The organism is Pseudomonas sp. R1-43-08, assembly GCF_003852255.1.
In the GTDB taxonomy this organism is placed as follows: Bacteria; Pseudomonadota; Gammaproteobacteria; order Pseudomonadales; family Pseudomonadaceae; genus Aquipseudomonas.
Genome location: NZ_CP027734.1, coordinates 47515 through 62622 on the forward strand (window position 1 = coordinate 47515; position 15108 = coordinate 62622).

Annotated in this window: 12 protein-coding genes; 9 read left to right on the forward strand and 3 right to left on the reverse strand. The window is 60.3% G+C overall.

Annotation, left to right across the window (positions count from 1 at the left end; all coding sequences use genetic code 11):
• Positions 1 to 10 precede the first annotated feature (10 nt).
• Positions 11 to 2899, forward strand: a complete 2889-nt coding sequence (locus tag C4J87_RS00230) for an RHS repeat domain-containing protein (protein ID WP_124365266.1) — start codon at positions 11 to 13, stop codon at positions 2897 to 2899.
• Positions 2900 to 2914: 15 nt separating this feature from the next.
• Here the strand turns inward: C4J87_RS00230 and C4J87_RS00235 are convergent, their stop codons facing one another.
• Together C4J87_RS00235 and C4J87_RS00240 are read right to left on the reverse strand one after the other, a co-directional pair.
• On the reverse strand, positions 2915 to 3574 hold the full coding sequence (locus C4J87_RS00235; protein ID WP_124365267.1) for an HAD family hydrolase: 660 nt from the start codon (positions 3572 to 3574) through the stop codon (positions 2915 to 2917).
• The gene (locus C4J87_RS00240; protein WP_124365268.1) at positions 3571 to 4113 is read right to left on the reverse strand and encodes a gamma carbonic anhydrase family protein; all 543 of its coding nucleotides are present in this window, start codon (positions 4111 to 4113) and stop codon (positions 3571 to 3573) included. Before C4J87_RS00240 ends, C4J87_RS00235 begins: the two co-directional genes overlap by 4 nt.
• Positions 4114 to 4214: 101 nt before the next feature.
• Here C4J87_RS00240 and prlC point away from each other — a divergent pair, with 101 nt between their 5' ends.
• Together prlC and C4J87_RS00250 are read left to right on the forward strand one after the other, a co-directional pair.
• Positions 4215 to 6266, forward strand: a complete 2052-nt coding sequence (prlC, locus tag C4J87_RS00245) for an oligopeptidase A (protein WP_124365269.1) — start codon at positions 4215 to 4217, stop codon at positions 6264 to 6266.
• A complete protein-coding gene (locus C4J87_RS00250) occupies positions 6263 to 6538 on the forward strand; it encodes a YheV family putative zinc ribbon protein (protein ID WP_017528719.1) in 276 nt (91 codons plus the stop codon). The genes prlC and C4J87_RS00250 overlap by 4 nt, the downstream gene beginning before the upstream one ends.
• A 39-nt stretch (positions 6539 to 6577) precedes the next feature.
• Here the strand turns inward: C4J87_RS00250 and C4J87_RS00255 are convergent, their stop codons facing one another.
• Positions 6578 to 7228 carry a dual specificity protein phosphatase family protein gene (locus tag C4J87_RS00255; RefSeq protein ID WP_124365270.1) on the reverse strand — a complete coding sequence of 217 codons (651 nt, stop codon included), beginning with the start codon at positions 7226 to 7228 and terminating at the stop codon, positions 6578 to 6580.
• A gap of 270 nt (positions 7229 to 7498) precedes the next feature.
• Between C4J87_RS00255 and C4J87_RS00260 the strand changes: the two genes are divergently transcribed.
• The 6 genes from C4J87_RS00260 to C4J87_RS00285 all read left to right on the forward strand — a co-directional run bounded on the left by C4J87_RS00260 (position 7499) and on the right by C4J87_RS00285 (position 15070).
• Complete coding sequence (locus tag C4J87_RS00260) at positions 7499 to 8251, forward strand: gluconate 2-dehydrogenase subunit 3 family protein (protein WP_124365271.1); 753 nt, start codon at positions 7499 to 7501, stop codon at positions 8249 to 8251.
• Positions 8252 to 8254: 3 nt separating this feature from the next.
• A complete protein-coding gene (locus C4J87_RS00265) occupies positions 8255 to 10039 on the forward strand; it encodes a GMC family oxidoreductase (protein ID WP_124365272.1) in 1785 nt (594 codons plus the stop codon).
• Positions 10040 to 10051: 12 nt separating this feature from the next.
• Positions 10052 to 11350 (forward strand): cytochrome c, encoded by a 1299-nt coding sequence (locus C4J87_RS00270; RefSeq protein WP_124365273.1) that lies wholly within the window; start codon positions 10052 to 10054, stop codon positions 11348 to 11350.
• Positions 11351 to 11421: 71 nt separating this feature from the next.
• Positions 11422 to 12480 carry a PA0069 family radical SAM protein gene (locus tag C4J87_RS00275; RefSeq protein ID WP_124365274.1) on the forward strand — a complete coding sequence of 353 codons (1059 nt, stop codon included), beginning with the start codon at positions 11422 to 11424 and terminating at the stop codon, positions 12478 to 12480.
• Positions 12481 to 12710: 230 nt separating this feature from the next.
• Positions 12711 to 13439, forward strand: a complete 729-nt coding sequence (locus C4J87_RS00280) for a carbonic anhydrase (protein WP_124365275.1) — start codon at positions 12711 to 12713, stop codon at positions 13437 to 13439.
• An 83-nt stretch (positions 13440 to 13522) separates the two neighbouring features.
• Positions 13523 to 15070 carry a SulP family inorganic anion transporter gene (locus C4J87_RS00285; protein ID WP_124365276.1) on the forward strand — a complete coding sequence of 516 codons (1548 nt, stop codon included), beginning with the start codon at positions 13523 to 13525 and terminating at the stop codon, positions 15068 to 15070.
• The last annotated feature ends 38 nt before the right edge of the window (positions 15071 to 15108 follow it).

The following is a 15108-nucleotide window of genomic DNA, read 5'->3' on the forward strand; positions in this document are numbered from 1 at the left end:
GGTTTTCCTCATGTCTCTACCCTTGCATCAAAACACACCAACGTTAACGGCGATCGATCCACGCGGGTTGGCTGTGCGCACGGTCGCTTATTACCGGCCGACTGCCCAAGTCGAACTCGAGGCGCGTATTACCCGTCAAGCGTTCAATGCCTCGGGTTTCGTGGTACAGCAGTACGGCTCACGTCAGTGGATGGCAAGTGACGCCAAAAGGGTGAAAAAACCCTGTCACGTGACGGTCTACAGCCTTGGCGGTCAGCCGATCTACAGCGCTAGCACGGATGCAGGCTGGCGCTTGACGTTACTGGGGGGCGCGGGTCAATGGGTGCACAGGTGGGATGGTCGCGGCGCTCACCGTAAGTGCAACTATGACGCTTCGCTGCGGCCCGTGGCGGTGTTTGAACAAGCGGCCGATGATTCATCTGAGCGATGTGTAGAAAGGTTGGAATATGCAGGTAATTCAACGGCTGAGGCTGTGAATAATCGCTGCGGCCGGCTGGTGTTGCATGACGGCGAGTGCGTCAGAACGCGCTTTGAGGAGTATGGCCTGCAGGGGCATGTATCAAGGCAGGCACAGCGTTTTCTTCGGGAGATTGCGACGGTCAACTGGCCCTCACAACCCAGACAGCGAGAAGCTTTATTGCAGGATGAAGCCTTCGTGACGTCATGGCGCTTCAGTGCATTGGGGGAAGCGCTTGAGCAGGTAGATGCAAAAAACAATGTAAAAGACAGTCGTTATGGACGCACCGGTGAGCTACTGGAAGTTGGCATCACCCTGGCGGGCGGTACTCGTCAGGTCATCGCGGATGGGGCCGACTACAACGCCCATGGTCAAATGCTAACGCAACGTGCTGGAAACGGCGTAGTGAGCGAGTGGACCTACGACCCACGCAGCCAGCGTGTGGAGCGATTATTGACCTATCGCAGCAGGGCAAAGAAAGAGCGGTTGCAGGATTTGGCATACACCTATGACCACGTCGGCAATGTGATCAAAATCGTCGACGCAGCCCAACCCATCCAATGGTCAAGCAACGCCCAGGTCATGGCTGTCAGCCATTATCAATATGACACTTTGTATCAGCTGGTCCAGGCCAGTGGGCGAGAGAATGCGCACAATAGCGCTGGATCGGGGCTGCCAAGGCGGGCGACTTTCGGCGCCGCAAATGATAGCCAATGGCGCAACTACACCCGAACCTATACCTATGACGCCGATGGCAATCTGCAAAAGCTGCAGCATGTGCCTAGCAACGGCAGTGGCTATACGCGAACAATGAGGGTAGCGACGCTCGGAAACCAAAGTCTGCCGACTACAGGCCCATTGATCGAGTCGCCCGCATTGGGCAAGGGCTTCGACCTCAATGGCAACCAGCAGCAACTCGAGCGTGGGCAGACCATGAGCTGGGATGTGTCCAACCGACTGATCAGTGTCGCCTTGGTGACCCGTGAGGACGCGGCCAACGATGAAGAGCTGTACGGCTATGATGCGTTCGGCCGGCGCGTGATAAAAAATAGTCTGGTCCGGGCGGGCTCACTCACTCATCGTGCGCAGGTGTGCTATCTGCCGGGGCTGGAAGTGCGGCGCGACGGTGCCAACGGCGAATGGCTGAATGTCTTGAATATTGAAGTCGGTCGCTACAGCGTGCGGATACTTCAATGGGAAAAAGGTCGCCCTCCCGAGCTTGCGAACAATTCCATTCGTTGCAACTTGTCGGATCATTTGGGCAGCAGCACCCTGGAGCTGGATGAAAAGGCCCTGCTGATCAGTCAGGAAAGTTATTACCCATTTGGCAGCACTGCGTGGTGGGCGGCGAGAGGCGCTATCGAGGCACGCTATAAAACTTGCCGCTACAGTGGCAAGGAGCGCGATGCTACTGGGCTGTATTACTACGGGTTGCGTTACTACGCGCCCTGGTTGCAGCGTTGGATCAGCCCGGACCTGGCAGGGACACTTGACGGACTGAATCGATACAGGATGGTGCATAACAACCCGATGAACAGGGTTGATCGTCAAGGGATGATTACATCCTTGCCCACCGACTGGAGTTCGGCAGGTCAAGGCAGGCTGCCAAGCTTTGGGCATCACGTGTCCCTGGGCGCTGCACAGGGCGTGGTACTGGGCGGGGTTGCTGCGCTAGGGGCCAAGCTGACGGGCATTGTGGGGCCCTCAGTGGCGTTCGGCGCGTTCGTTGCGGGAGGCGTAGGTTTTGCCGCAGTACGCAACGTTTCGGATGAAATCCGTCATTCATTGTGGGTAGGGTCACCTAGTTATAAAAAGCTCGTGGCGGGTGCGCAGGCAGCTTCTGTCCTGTTGAATGCAGCGTATGCGGCGATCAATGATCCTGCTAACGCAACTGAATTGAATCAGCTGGATGCATTGTTCTTCGGGGCGGCGCAGGGCTCGAGCAATCTGCAGGAAACGATGTCTGCGGTGAGTTATTACCATGACAACTTACACAGAATAAGCGTCATGGAGCACCATGAAGGCAGGACGACGGTAGAGGCTATTTCAGCCAGAGGCACATTGGCGTCCGGCAGGCTGACGATGCCAGGCGTAAAACGTCTGATGTATTTTCAGCGGGACTTTCTAGAACGGTCTTCTGCAGAGGAAATTGCTCACACCTTCATTCATGAAGTCACTCACAGCGCACTCGCGACCCACGATGAAGGCGGCAGTTCGGCCACCGAGGACACGTTATCATCCTATTTGAATCGACTGCGCAGTCAGAGGATTTCACTTGCCACTAGTGCAGAAGCCAACGCTCATTATTTTTCTTTGTTGGCCGCCTTGCACCTCAATAAAGCCGACTATCCGCGCAGAAAAAACCTGTTAGCCAGTGGAATATCCGCTCACCCTGCAAGCTCACCGGCCGCACATGCTCCAGTGCGCAGACGGAAGCCTTGAAAACCCGCGTGGGTGCTAACGGTGGCCCATAAACGCCTGGTGCAACTCGGCCAATGTTTCAAAATGCCAGGTCGGCGCTTCGGCATTCAGCTCTGCAAAGCTGCCAAACCCATACCCCACCGCCGCCGAGTCGAGCCCATTGCTGCGCGCGCCGATCAGGTCATGCTTGCGGTCACCGATCATCAAGGTGGTGGTCGGGTTTAGCCCTTCTTCACGCACCAGGTGGGCGATCAGCTCGACCTTGTTGGTGCGCGTGCCATCCAGCTCGCTGCCGTAAATCACCTTGAAGTGCTTGGCAAAGTCAAAATGCCGCGCGATCTCACGGGCAAATTCCCACGGTTTGGATGTGGCCACATACAACTGGCGGCCTTGGCTGTTGAGTTCTTCGAGCAAGGGCATCACGCCATCGAACACATGGTTTTCATAAAGCCCGGTGACCCTGAAACGCTCACGATAAAGATTCACCGCTTGCCACGCCTTGGCCTCGTCGAAGCCGTAGAACTGCATGAACGCTTGCAGCAACGGCGGGCCGATGAAGTGTTCGAGGCGGGACAGGTCCGGCTCGTCGATGCCCAGCTTGCCCAGGGCATACTGGATCGAGCGGGTGATGCCCTCGCGTGGGTCGGTAAGGGTGCCATCGAGGTCGAACAGCACGGTTGGGTGGTGCAGGGTCATCGGTCGAATCCTTCAGCCAGGTGCAGGTCTTTGAGCTTCACGTAGTTCGCTGCGCTGTAGGTGAAAAAGGCGCGCTCCTTGTCAGTCAAAGGGCGCACCTGTTTAACCGGGCTGCCGACGTACAAAAAGCCGCTGTCGAGTTTCCTGCCCGGCGGCACCAGGCTGCCGGCCCCGATGATCACGTCATCTTCCACCACGGCGCCGTCCATCACGATGCTGCCCATGCCGATCAGGATGCGGCTCCCCACGGTGCAGCCATGCAGCATGACTTTGTGGGCGATGGTCACGTCGTCACCGATCAACAGCGGGAAACCGTCCGGGTTGAACGGGCCGGCGTGGGTGATGTGCAGCACGCAGCCATCCTGCACACTGGTGCGCGCGCCGATACGGATGCGGTGCATGTCGCCGCGAATCACCGTCAAGGGCCAGACTGAGCTGTCGGCGCCGATTTCGACATCGCCGATCACCACCGCCGAAACATCGACAAAAGCCCCGGTGCCCAGGGTTGGCGTGTGGTTCTGATAGGTGCGAAGGGTCACGATAGCCTCTCTCTGTTGTACTGATAGCTGCGGTGGGTGTTGATTGTAATTAAGATGCCCCCATCTTTGTCTTATCTGTTTTTTCAGCCAAGGTGCCAACCGTGAGCGCGAACAACCCTCTTCTGCAGCCCTACGACCTGCCGCCGTTCTCGGCGATCCGTGCCGAGCATGTCCAGCCGGCCATCGAACAGATCCTTGCCGATAACCGGGCAGCTATCGCAGAAATCCTGCAAAGCCAGGGAAAAAATCCGACATGGGCGGGCCTGGTCCTGGCCATGGACGAGCTTAACGATCGCCTGGGCGCGGCGTGGAGCCCTGTCAGCCACCTCAACGCCGTGTGTAACAGCGCCGAACTGCGCGAAGCCTATGAGGCCTGCCTGCCGGCATTGAGCGCCTACTCCACCGAGATGGGGCAGAACCGTGAACTGTTCCAGGCCTTCGAAGCCTTGGCCAGCAGCCCCGAGGCCGCCGGTTTCGATGTGGCGCAAAAAACCGTGCTGGAACACGCCCTGCGCGACTTCCGCTTGTCGGGTATCGATTTGCCGCCGGAGCAGCAAAAGCGTTACGCCGAAGTGCAAAGCAAGCTGTCGGAGCTGGGCAGCAAATTCTCCAACCAGTTGCTGGATGCCACCCAGGCCTGGACCAGGCACGTCACCGACGAAGCCACCCTCGCCGGCCTGACCGATTCGGCCAAGGCACAAATGGCCGCCGCCGCCCAGGCCAAAGGTCTCGATGGCTGGCTGATCACCCTGGAATTTCCGAGCTATTACGCGGTGATGACCTACGCCCAGGACCGCGCCCTGCGTGAAGAAGTCTACGCGGCCTACTGCACCCGCGCGTCGGACCAAGGCCCGAATGCCGGTCAGAACGATAACGGCCCGGTGATGGAGCAGATCCTCGACCTGCGCCAGGAACTGGCCCAGCTGCTGGGCTACGCCTCGTTCGCGGAACTGAGCCTTGCCACCAAAATGGCCGAGTCCAGCGACCAGGTGCTGAGCTTCCTGCGCGACCTGGCCCAGCGCAGCAAACCGTTCGCGACCCAGGACCTGCAGCAGCTCAAGGCCTACGCCGCCGAACAAGGTTGCGCCGACCTGCAAAGCTGGGACAGCGGCTTCTACGGCGAAAAATTGCGCGAGCAACGCTACAGCGTGGCCCAGGAAGCCCTGCGCGCTTACTTCCCTATCGACAAAGTGCTGGGCGGCCTGTTTGCCATTGTGCAGCGCCTGTATGGCATCGAGATCGCCGAGCAGAAAGGTTTCGACGCCTGGCACCCGGACGTGCGCCTGTTCGAGATCAAGGAAAACGGTCAGCATGTCGGCCGCTTCTTCTTCGACCTGTATGCCCGCGCCAACAAGCGTGGCGGTGCCTGGATGGACGGTGCCCGCGACCGCCGCCGCACCCTGGAGGGTGTGCTGCAAAGCCCGGTGGCCAACCTGGTGTGCAACTTCACCCCGGCCGACAGTGGCAAGCCCGCCCTGCTGACCCACGATGAAGTGACCACCCTGTTCCACGAGTTCGGCCATGGCCTGCACCACCTGCTGACCCGCGTCGAACATGCCGGCGTGTCGGGTATCAACGGCGTGGCCTGGGATGCCGTGGAGTTGCCGAGCCAGTTCATGGAGAACTGGTGCTGGGAGCCTGAAGGCCTGGCGCTGATTTCGGGCCACTACGAAACCGGTGAGCCGTTGCCTCAGGATCTGCTGGAAAAAATGCTCGCGGCGAAAAATTTCCAGTCCGGCCTGATGATGGTGCGCCAGCTGGAATTTTCGCTGTTCGACTTCGAATTGCACGCCACCCACGGCGATGGTCGCAGTGTGGCGCAGGTGCTCGAAGGCGTGCGCGATGAAGTCTCGGTGATGCGCCCACCGGCCTACAACCGCTTCCCCAACAGCTTCGCGCACATTTTTGCCGGCGGTTATGCCGCAGGTTATTACAGCTACAAGTGGGCCGAAGTGCTGTCGGCGGACGCCTTCTCCAAGTTCGAAGAAGACGGCGTGCTCAATGCCCAGACCGGTCGCGCTTTCCGTGAAGCGATCCTTGCACGGGGCGGTTCGCAGGAGCCGATGGTGTTGTTCGTCGACTTCCGCGGACGTGCGCCGTCGATTGACGCACTCTTGCGCCACAGCGGCCTGAGTGAGGACGCGGCAGCATGAGTGAAGGGCCTGTGATCACCAAAAAGCAATTTATCGCCGGGGCGGTCTGCCCGGCGTGCAGCGAGCCGGACAAGCTCAAGATGTGGACCGAAGACAGCGTGCCACACCGCGAGTGTGTGGCCTGTGGATACACCGATACGCTGAATGACCAGGGGCTGTCAGTGCCCAAGGAGTTGGGCACGCGGGTCAACACGTCGGCATTGAAAGCGCCGGCGGACCCGAAGGTGCAGGCGGTACAGTTCTTCCCCAATCCCAAACTCAAGAAAGACTGAGTGGCAGCGGGAGCGAGCAGGCTCGCTCCCGCCGTTACATTACTTGTCGTCCTTGACCGTTGTGCCGATCCAGCTTTTCATCGAGCACAGCGCAAACGCACTGGTGCTGCAGTCGCCGTTCGCCAGAGCGGTACGTAACTTGTCGACATCGGCGCGCATCATGTAGCGAACGCCATCTTTAAAGCCATTACTGCTGCCGAAGCCACCCAGGGTCATTTCGTTCAGCGCGTCTTCCTTGCTCCATCCTTGAATCACGACCCGATACATCGCGGCCATCAGCCCGGTGCGGTCAGAGCCGTGCTTGCAGTGCATCAATACCGGGCCGTTGGCTTGAGCTTCCTGAATGGCACGCAGTGCCGCCAGCACGTCGGAATCGTCGACATGGTTGGTGCGATAGGTGATCTGCACCTCTTTGATACCCGATGACTTCAGCCACGCCGAATCAGGCTCCGGCAAAAAATTGATCACCGTTCCAATCTTCAGTTTCTCCAGCACCGGCACGGCGTCACCGTCAAGCAAAGCGCTGCGGTAGAGCGTGGGCGTCATTTGGTGCAGGTTGTAGTGGTCGCCCACCGGCTGGGCCCACTCAGGCGAACGAATGGAGGATTCGCCCTGTGCGTGGGCATCAACGGTGGTGAACAGGGCTATCAGTGCCAGGCCGAGAACCGGCAGCAATCGAATCTTGAACATGGGGGACGTAACCGACCAGGGCAATGTTGATGGCGCACAGAGTCGTTTGTACGGGGTGAATGAGGTGTGAGGGGCTCGTCAAAGAATCGTGAATCATCCGGCCTGCCCCAGTGTTTTTGTCACCGAAGCCCTTTCCTCGATGCTTAGCCTGCTATCATTTGTAATCATTGTTTGCGAGAGTGATCTATCTTTGGATCCATTCCTCGGCAAATCTTCACGCTGCTCCCAGAAGCGGCTGATCAATCCGTGACCACATGATGAGGTGCACCCATGTCTGATCAAGATCAAGACAACCCCCGGCGTGAGTTTTTGCGCAAATCCTTGACCTTGATCCCGGTGGTCACGGTTGCCAGCACTGGCCTTGGCGGTTCGATGCTGATGGCCACGCCCGCACCTGCCGAGGCAGCGCCAGCCAAGCCTGCGGCCAGTGACAAGGCGTATGAACCGACCTACTTTACCGCCGAAGAATGGGCGTTCATCAACGCCGCCGTCGAGCGCTTGATCCCTGCCGATGCCCAAGGCCCGGGTGCCCTGGAAGCCGGCGCTGCGGAATATATCGACCGTCAGATGAATACGCCGTACGCCAGTGGCGCGCTGTGGTTCATGCAAGGCCCCTTCAACGCCGATGCCGCGCCGGAGATGGGCTGGCAGAGCAAGCTGGTGCCCAAGGAAATCTATCGCCTGGGTATCGCGGCGACGGATGCCTGGTCGAAGGCGTTCAACGGTAAGGCTTTTGCTGCGCAAGACAGCGCTACCCGAGATGACATGCTGCACCGCCTGGAGGCGGGTGCCACTGAGCTGAGCGCTCATTTCGAGGCGGTGCCGCCAAAGATGTTTTTCAACCTGCTGCTGCAGAACACCAAGGAAGGCTTTTTCTGCGACCCCATCCACGGCGGCAATAAAGGCATGGTCGGCTGGACCATGATCGGTTTCCCCGGCGCCCGCGCCGATTTCATGGACTGGGTCGAGCGCAACGAGCAGTACCCCTTCCCGGCTGTTTCCATTCGCGGCGAGAGGGCTTAACCCGTGGCGACCATCATGAAGAAAGTGGACGCGGTGATCGTAGGCTTCGGCTGGACCGGCGCGATCATGGCCAAGGAGCTGACCGAAGCGGGCCTCAACGTGGTAGCGCTGGAGCGCGGCCCGATGCAGGACACCTACCCGGACGGCAACTATCCCCAGGTCATCGACGAATTGACCTACAGCGTGCGTAAAAAACTCTTCCAGGACATTTCCAAGGAGACGGTGACCATTCGCCATAGCGTGAATGACGTCGCCCTGCCCAACCGTCAGCTTGGCGCTTTTTTGCCGGGTAATGGCGTCGGCGGTGCAGGCCTGCACTGGTCGGGCGTGCATTTTCGCGTCGATCCCATCGAGCTGCGCATGCGCAGCCACTACGAAGAACGCTATGGGAAAAACTTCATTCCCAAGGACATGACCATCCAGGACTTCGGCGTCAGCTACGAAGAGCTGGAACCGTTTTTCGACTATGCGGAAAAAGTCTTTGGCACCTCGGGCCAGGCCTGGACCGTCAAGGGGCAGTTGGTGGGTGAAGGCCGCGGCGGCAACCCCTATGCACCGGACCGCTCGAACCCGTTCCCGCTGGAGTCGCAGAAAAACACGGTCTCCGCGCAGCTGTTTCAGAAAGCGGCTGCCGATGTGGGTTACAAACCCTACAACCTGCCGTCGGCCAACACCTCCGGGCCCTACACCAACCCTTACGGCGCGCAGATGGGGCCGTGCAACTTCTGCGGCTTTTGCAGTGGCTACGTGTGCTACATGTACTCCAAGGCGTCGCCGAACGTGAACATCCTGCCGGCGTTGCGCCAAGTGTCGAATTTCGAGCTGCGGCCCAATTCCCACGTGCTCAAGGTCAACCTCGACAGCACCGGGAAGAAAGCCACCGGCGTGACCTATGTCGATGGTCAGGGCCGCGAGTGCGAGCAACCAGCAGACTTGGTGATCCTCGGTGCGTTCCAGTTCCATAACGTGCGCCTGATGCTGCTGTCGGGCATCGGCAAGCCGTACGACCCGATTACCAATGAAGGCGTGGTGGGCCGCAACTTTGCCTACCAGAACATGGGCACCATCAAGGCATTCTTCGACAAGGACACCCACACCAACAACTTTATCGGCGCGGGCGGCAATGGCGTGGCCATCGACGACTTCAACGCCGACAACTTTGACCACGGCCCCCACGGCTTCGTGGGCGGCTCGCCGATGTGGGTCAACCAGGCGGGCAGTCGGCCGATTGCTGGCACCTCCAATCCACCAGGCACCCCGGCCTGGGGCAGCGCGTGGAAACGCGCCACCGCCGATTACTACACCCATCAGGTATCGATGGACTCCCACGGCGCCCATCAGTCCTACCGGAGCAATTATCTGGATCTGGACCCGGTTTACCGCGATGCCTACGGCCTGCCGCTGTTGCGTATGACCTTCGACTGGCAGGAAAACGACATCAAGATGAACCGCTTCATGATGGACAAAATGAGCAAGGTCGCCCAAGCCATGAATCCCAAGGCGATCGCCGTGTTGGGCAAGAAAGTCGGCGAGCATTTCAATACGGCGGCGTACCAGACCACGCACCTCAACGGCGGCGCGATCATGGGCACCGACCCGAAAACCAGCGCGTTGAACCGCTACTTGCAGAGCTGGGATGTACACAACGTGTTTGTCCCGGGGGCGTCGGCATTCCCACAAGGTCTGGGCTATAACCCTACCGGCCTGGTAGCAGCGCTGACCTACTGGTCGGCTCGGGCGATCCGCGAACAGTACTTGAAAAACCCCGGCCCGCTGGTCCAGGCATAAGGAGCGATGACCATGAAAGCACTCGTTATCGCCTCCTTGGCGCTGTTCAGCAGTTGCTCGGTCAGCGCGGCGCAAGCCGAGCTGATCAAGCAAGGGGAATACCTGGCCCGCGCCGGTGACTGTGTGGCCTGCCACACCGCCAAGGGCGGCAAGCCATTCGCCGGCGGCCTGCCGATGGAAACCCCCATCGGTGTGATTTATTCCACCAACATCACCCCGGACAAGACCGGCCTGGGCGACTACAGCTTCGAAGACTTCGACAAGGCCGTGCGCCATGGCGTCGCCAAGAACGGTAGTACGCTTTACCCAGCGATGCCCTACCCGTCTTACGCGCGTGTCAGCGACAGCGACATGCAGGCCTTGTATGCCTACTTCATGAAAGGCGTTGAGCCGGTCGCCCAGCAGAACAAGGACAGCGATATTCCCTGGCCGTTGAGCATGCGCTGGCCCCTGGCAGCGTGGCGCTGGATGTTCGCGCCGTCTGTCGAGGAGCAACAGGTACAGGCCGCCGCCGACCCTGTGGTCAGCCGTGGCGCTTACCTGGTTGAAGGCCTCGGCCATTGCGGTGCGTGCCACACGCCGCGCGCCCTGACCATGCAGGAAAAGGCCCTGAGCGCCGCTGACGGCAACGCGTTCCTGTCCGGCAGCGCGCCGCTGGAAGGCTGGATTGCGAAAAGCCTGCGCGGCGACCACAAGGACGGCCTCGGCAGTTGGAGCGAAGAGCAATTGGTGCAATTTCTCAAGACCGGGCGCAGTGATCGTAGTGCGGTGTTTGGCGGCATGAGCGATGTTGTGGTCCACAGCATGCAATACATGTCGGAAGACGACCTGACTGCTATCGCCCGTTACCTCAAGAGCCTGCCGGCGGTGGATCCCAAGAACCCGCCGCACCAGTACGACAAGCAAGTGGCCCAGGCGCTCTGGAAGGGTGATGACAGCCAGCCGGGCGCCTCGGTGTACATCGACAACTGCGCGGCCTGCCACCGTACCGACGGGCATGGCTACACGCGGGTGTTCCCGGCGCTGGCGGGCAACCCGGTGCTGCAGACGGCAGATGCCACGTCGCTGATCAACATCGTGTTGAACGGCGGCACCTTGCCAGCCACCCACGCCGCGCCGTCGACCTTCACCATGCCGGCATTTGCCTGGCGCCTGTCGGACCAGGAAGTGGCGGATGTAGTCAGTTTCATCCGTGGCAGTTGGGGCAATCAAGGCACGCCAGTGAGCGCCAGTGACGTGACCGACCTGCGCAAGAACGATATGCGCACCACCTCGGGGGACGATTTGGGGCAGGTCACGCAAAAGCACTGACCGCCAGACGGCACTGGTCAGAACCCTTACGCCTCGATACTGTATATAAAAACAGTATCGAGGCGTTTTTCATGACGACTGCACTGCCACCCCGTGGCCGGGGCACGGCCACCAACCTGCACAACCGTTTCGCGCCCACCGTCAGCGTGGCCGAGGACGACGGCTGGTTTCAGGAAGTGCCGCCCACCCAGGGCACCGAAGTGCGTATCGAAACGGCCAAGACCATCATCACCCGCAATAACTCGCCGGACTTGCCGTTCGATCGCTCGATCAACCCTTATCGTGGCTGCGAGCACGGCTGCATCTACTGCTATGCGCGGCCCAGCCACGCGTATTGGGACATGTCGCCGGGGTTGGATTTCGAAACCAAACTGATTGCCAAGAGCAACGCCGCCGACGTGCTGGAGCAGCAGCTGTCGAAGCCGGGGTATGTGTGCGCGCCGATCAACCTGGGCTCCAACACCGACCCTTACCAGCCGATCGAGCGCGAATACAAGATTACCCGGCAAACCCTTGAGGTGCTGCTGCGCTATCGGCACCCGGTGACCATCATCACCAAAGGCTCCCTGATCCTGCGCGATCTGGACCTGCTCGCCGAGCTGGCCAGCCAACGACTCGTGGCCGTGATGATCAGCCTTACCAGCCTGGACGATGAACTCAAGCGCATACTGGAGCCGCGCACCGCGGCGCCCAAGGCGCGGTTACGGGCGATACGGGTGATGCGCGCGGCGGGTATTCCGGTCGGTGTGCTGTGTTCGCCGATGATTCCGATGATCAACGACAGCGAGTTGGAAAGCCTGCTCACCGAGGCCCATGCCGCCGGTGCGCAAAGTGCCGCATACATGATGCTGCGCTTGCCGCTCGAGGTGGCGCCGCTGTTCGAAGAGTGGCTGGCGGCGCATTACCCGCAGCGCGCGGCGCACGTGATGAGCCTGGTGCGTCAGGTGCGCGGTGGCGCGGTGTACGACAGCCGCTTCGGCGTGCGCATGCGCGGCGAAGGGCCGTTTGCCGATTTGCTGGCGCAGCGTTTCAGCAAGGCGATCAAACGTCTGGGGCTCAATCGCCGTGAAGGCTTCGATCTGGATTGCACGGCGTTTTGTCCACCTGGCCGGCAAATGGCATTGTTGTAGACTCAAGAGGAGAAATGCGAAACATCTGTAGGAATAATCGCGTTTTGATATCACTGAAACCCGCGATCTAGAGCGGTTGATTCAGTTTGAGTTAAGTTTCGGTGGGTACCTTGTTCAGCGAGTGACTGATGAGTCGGCGCCCTGGGCTGTGGAGGTTTCCCAACTTTTTCACTGCTCGGACGTCGAACTGGCCTGGAACACTTACCCTGCATTGATCAAGAGGATGAATCATGAGTGATAAGGATAAACAGCCGTTGGCTGCGTCGGCTTCAGCCCCTCAGGCGGAAACCGCCGATGCAGCGCTGCAGCATATTGTTGACGGCTTTTTGCATTTCCATCACGACGTCTTCCCCCAGCAGGAAGAACTCTTCAAGAAACTTGCCACGGCTCAAAGTCCCCGTGCGATGTTCATCACCTGCGCCGATTCGCGCATCGTGCCGGAGCTGATCACCCAAAGCTCCCCTGGCGATCTGTTCGTCACCCGTAACGTGGGTAACGTAGTGCCGCCTTATGGCCAGATGAACGGCGGCGTGTCCACGGCCATCGAGTACGCGGTACTGGCGCTGGGCGTGCAGCACATCATCGTGTGCGGGCACTCCGACTGCGGCGCCATGCGTGCGGTGCTCAATCCCGACAGCCTCGAGAAAATGCCAACGGTCAAGGCCTGGTTGCGGCATGCCGAGGTGGCCAAGACCATGGTCCACGACAACTGCGACTGCGCCAATGAAGGCGAGAGCATGAAGGTGCTGACCGAAGAAAACGTCATCGCCCAGTTGCAGCACTTGCGCACCCACCCTTCCGTGGCTTCGCGCATGGCCAATGGCCAATTGTTTATCCACGGCTGGATCTACAACATCGAAACCAGCGAGATCCGGGCCTACGACGCGGATCAGTCGGCGTTCCGACCGTTGGGCGGTGAAGGTCCGATTCCATCCGCGACGCCTAAAGCGCGCTTCTAACACTTCCCTGCCGGGTAAAGCGGTGGCTGCCATGGATGCAGCCAGGCTTTACCGCGCCCGGCGAATGCCTCGGGAGAGTCATCATGCGTGCTGCTCAATTGAAAGCTGTTTTGCCTCGGGAGCTGCTCGCCTCCGTGGTGGTGTTTCTGGTCGCCCTGCCTTTGTGCATGGGTATCGCGATCGCATCCGGCATGCCGCCGGCCAAGGGCTTGATCACCGGGATCATCGGTGGTCTGGTGGTGGGCTGGTTGGCGGGTTCTCCGCTGCAAGTCAGTGGCCCGGCAGCGGGGTTGGCGGTGTTGGTGTTCGAGCTGGTACGCCAGCACGGCATGCTGATGCTGGGGCCAATCCTGTTGCTGGCGGGCTTCCTGCAATTGGTGGCCGGGCGTCTGCGCCTGGGCTGCTGGTTCCGCGTGACGGCGCCGGCGGTGGTGTACGGCATGCTGGCGGGGATCGGCGTACTGATTGTGCTGTCGCAGGTCCATGTGATGCTCGACAGTGCGCCCAAACCTTCAGGGTTGGATAACCTGGCAGGCTTCCCGGCGGCATTGATCGAAGCGATACCCACCCTCGGCGGCGGGCTCGGCTGGCAGGCGGGCTTGCTCGGTGTATCGACGATGCTGGTGATGTACCTGTGGGACAAATTCCGTCCACACCAACTGCGCTTCGTGCCAGGGGCTCTACTGGGCGTAGGCCTGGCAACGGTGACCAGCCTGGTGCTGGCGTTGCAGGTCAAACGTGTGGAAGTGCCGGAAAACCTGGCCGACGCCATCGATTGGCTGCGTCCCAGCGACCTGCTCAACCTGGCTGACCCGCAGCTGCTGATCGCCGCATTTGCCGTCGCCTTTATCGCCAGCGCCGAAACGCTGCTGTCCGCCGCAGCGGTCGACCGCATGCACAGCGGCCAGCGTTCGGATTTCGATAAGGAGTTGTCCGCTCAAGGCGTAGGCAACATGCTGTGCGGACTGGTCGGTGCCCTGCCGATGACCGGCGTGATTGTACGCAGCTCGGCCAACGTCCAGGCGGGCGCCACCACGCGCTTGTCAGCGATGTTCCACGGCCTGTGGCTGCTGGGCTTCGTATTGTTGCTGTCGAGTGTGCTGCAGAGCATCCCGGTGGCGAGCCTGGCGGGCGTGCTGGTGTATACCGGGATCAAGCTGGTGGACGTGAAGGCGTTCAAGGCATTGGGGCGTTATGGCCGCATGCCGATGTTTACCTACGCGGCCACGGCGCTGGCGATCATCTTCACCGACCTGCTGACCGGTGTACTGGTGGGCTTCGGGCTGACGCTGGTCAAGCTGGCCTTCAAGGCCTCGCGGCTGAAAATCAGCCTGATCGACTTGCCTCAGGACGGCGAGATGGAGTTGCGACTGATCGGTGCCGCGACGTTCCTGAAAGTGCCGGCGTTAACCCAGGTGCTGTCGACGGTGCCGATGGGAACCACCGTGCATGTGCCGCTCAATAACCTGAGTTATATCGACCATTCCTGCCTGGAGCTGTTGGAGGAATGGGGCCGGGCCAATGCGGCCAAGGGCTCGAAACTGGTGATCGAGGCGCGTGGGTTGAAGCGCCGGTTGGAAGGCCGGATAAGGACCACCACGGGGATCGGCTCGGCGCCCTCAATCGGCTGACGGAGCCGGTTCAAAATGTGGGAGGGGGCTTGCTCCCG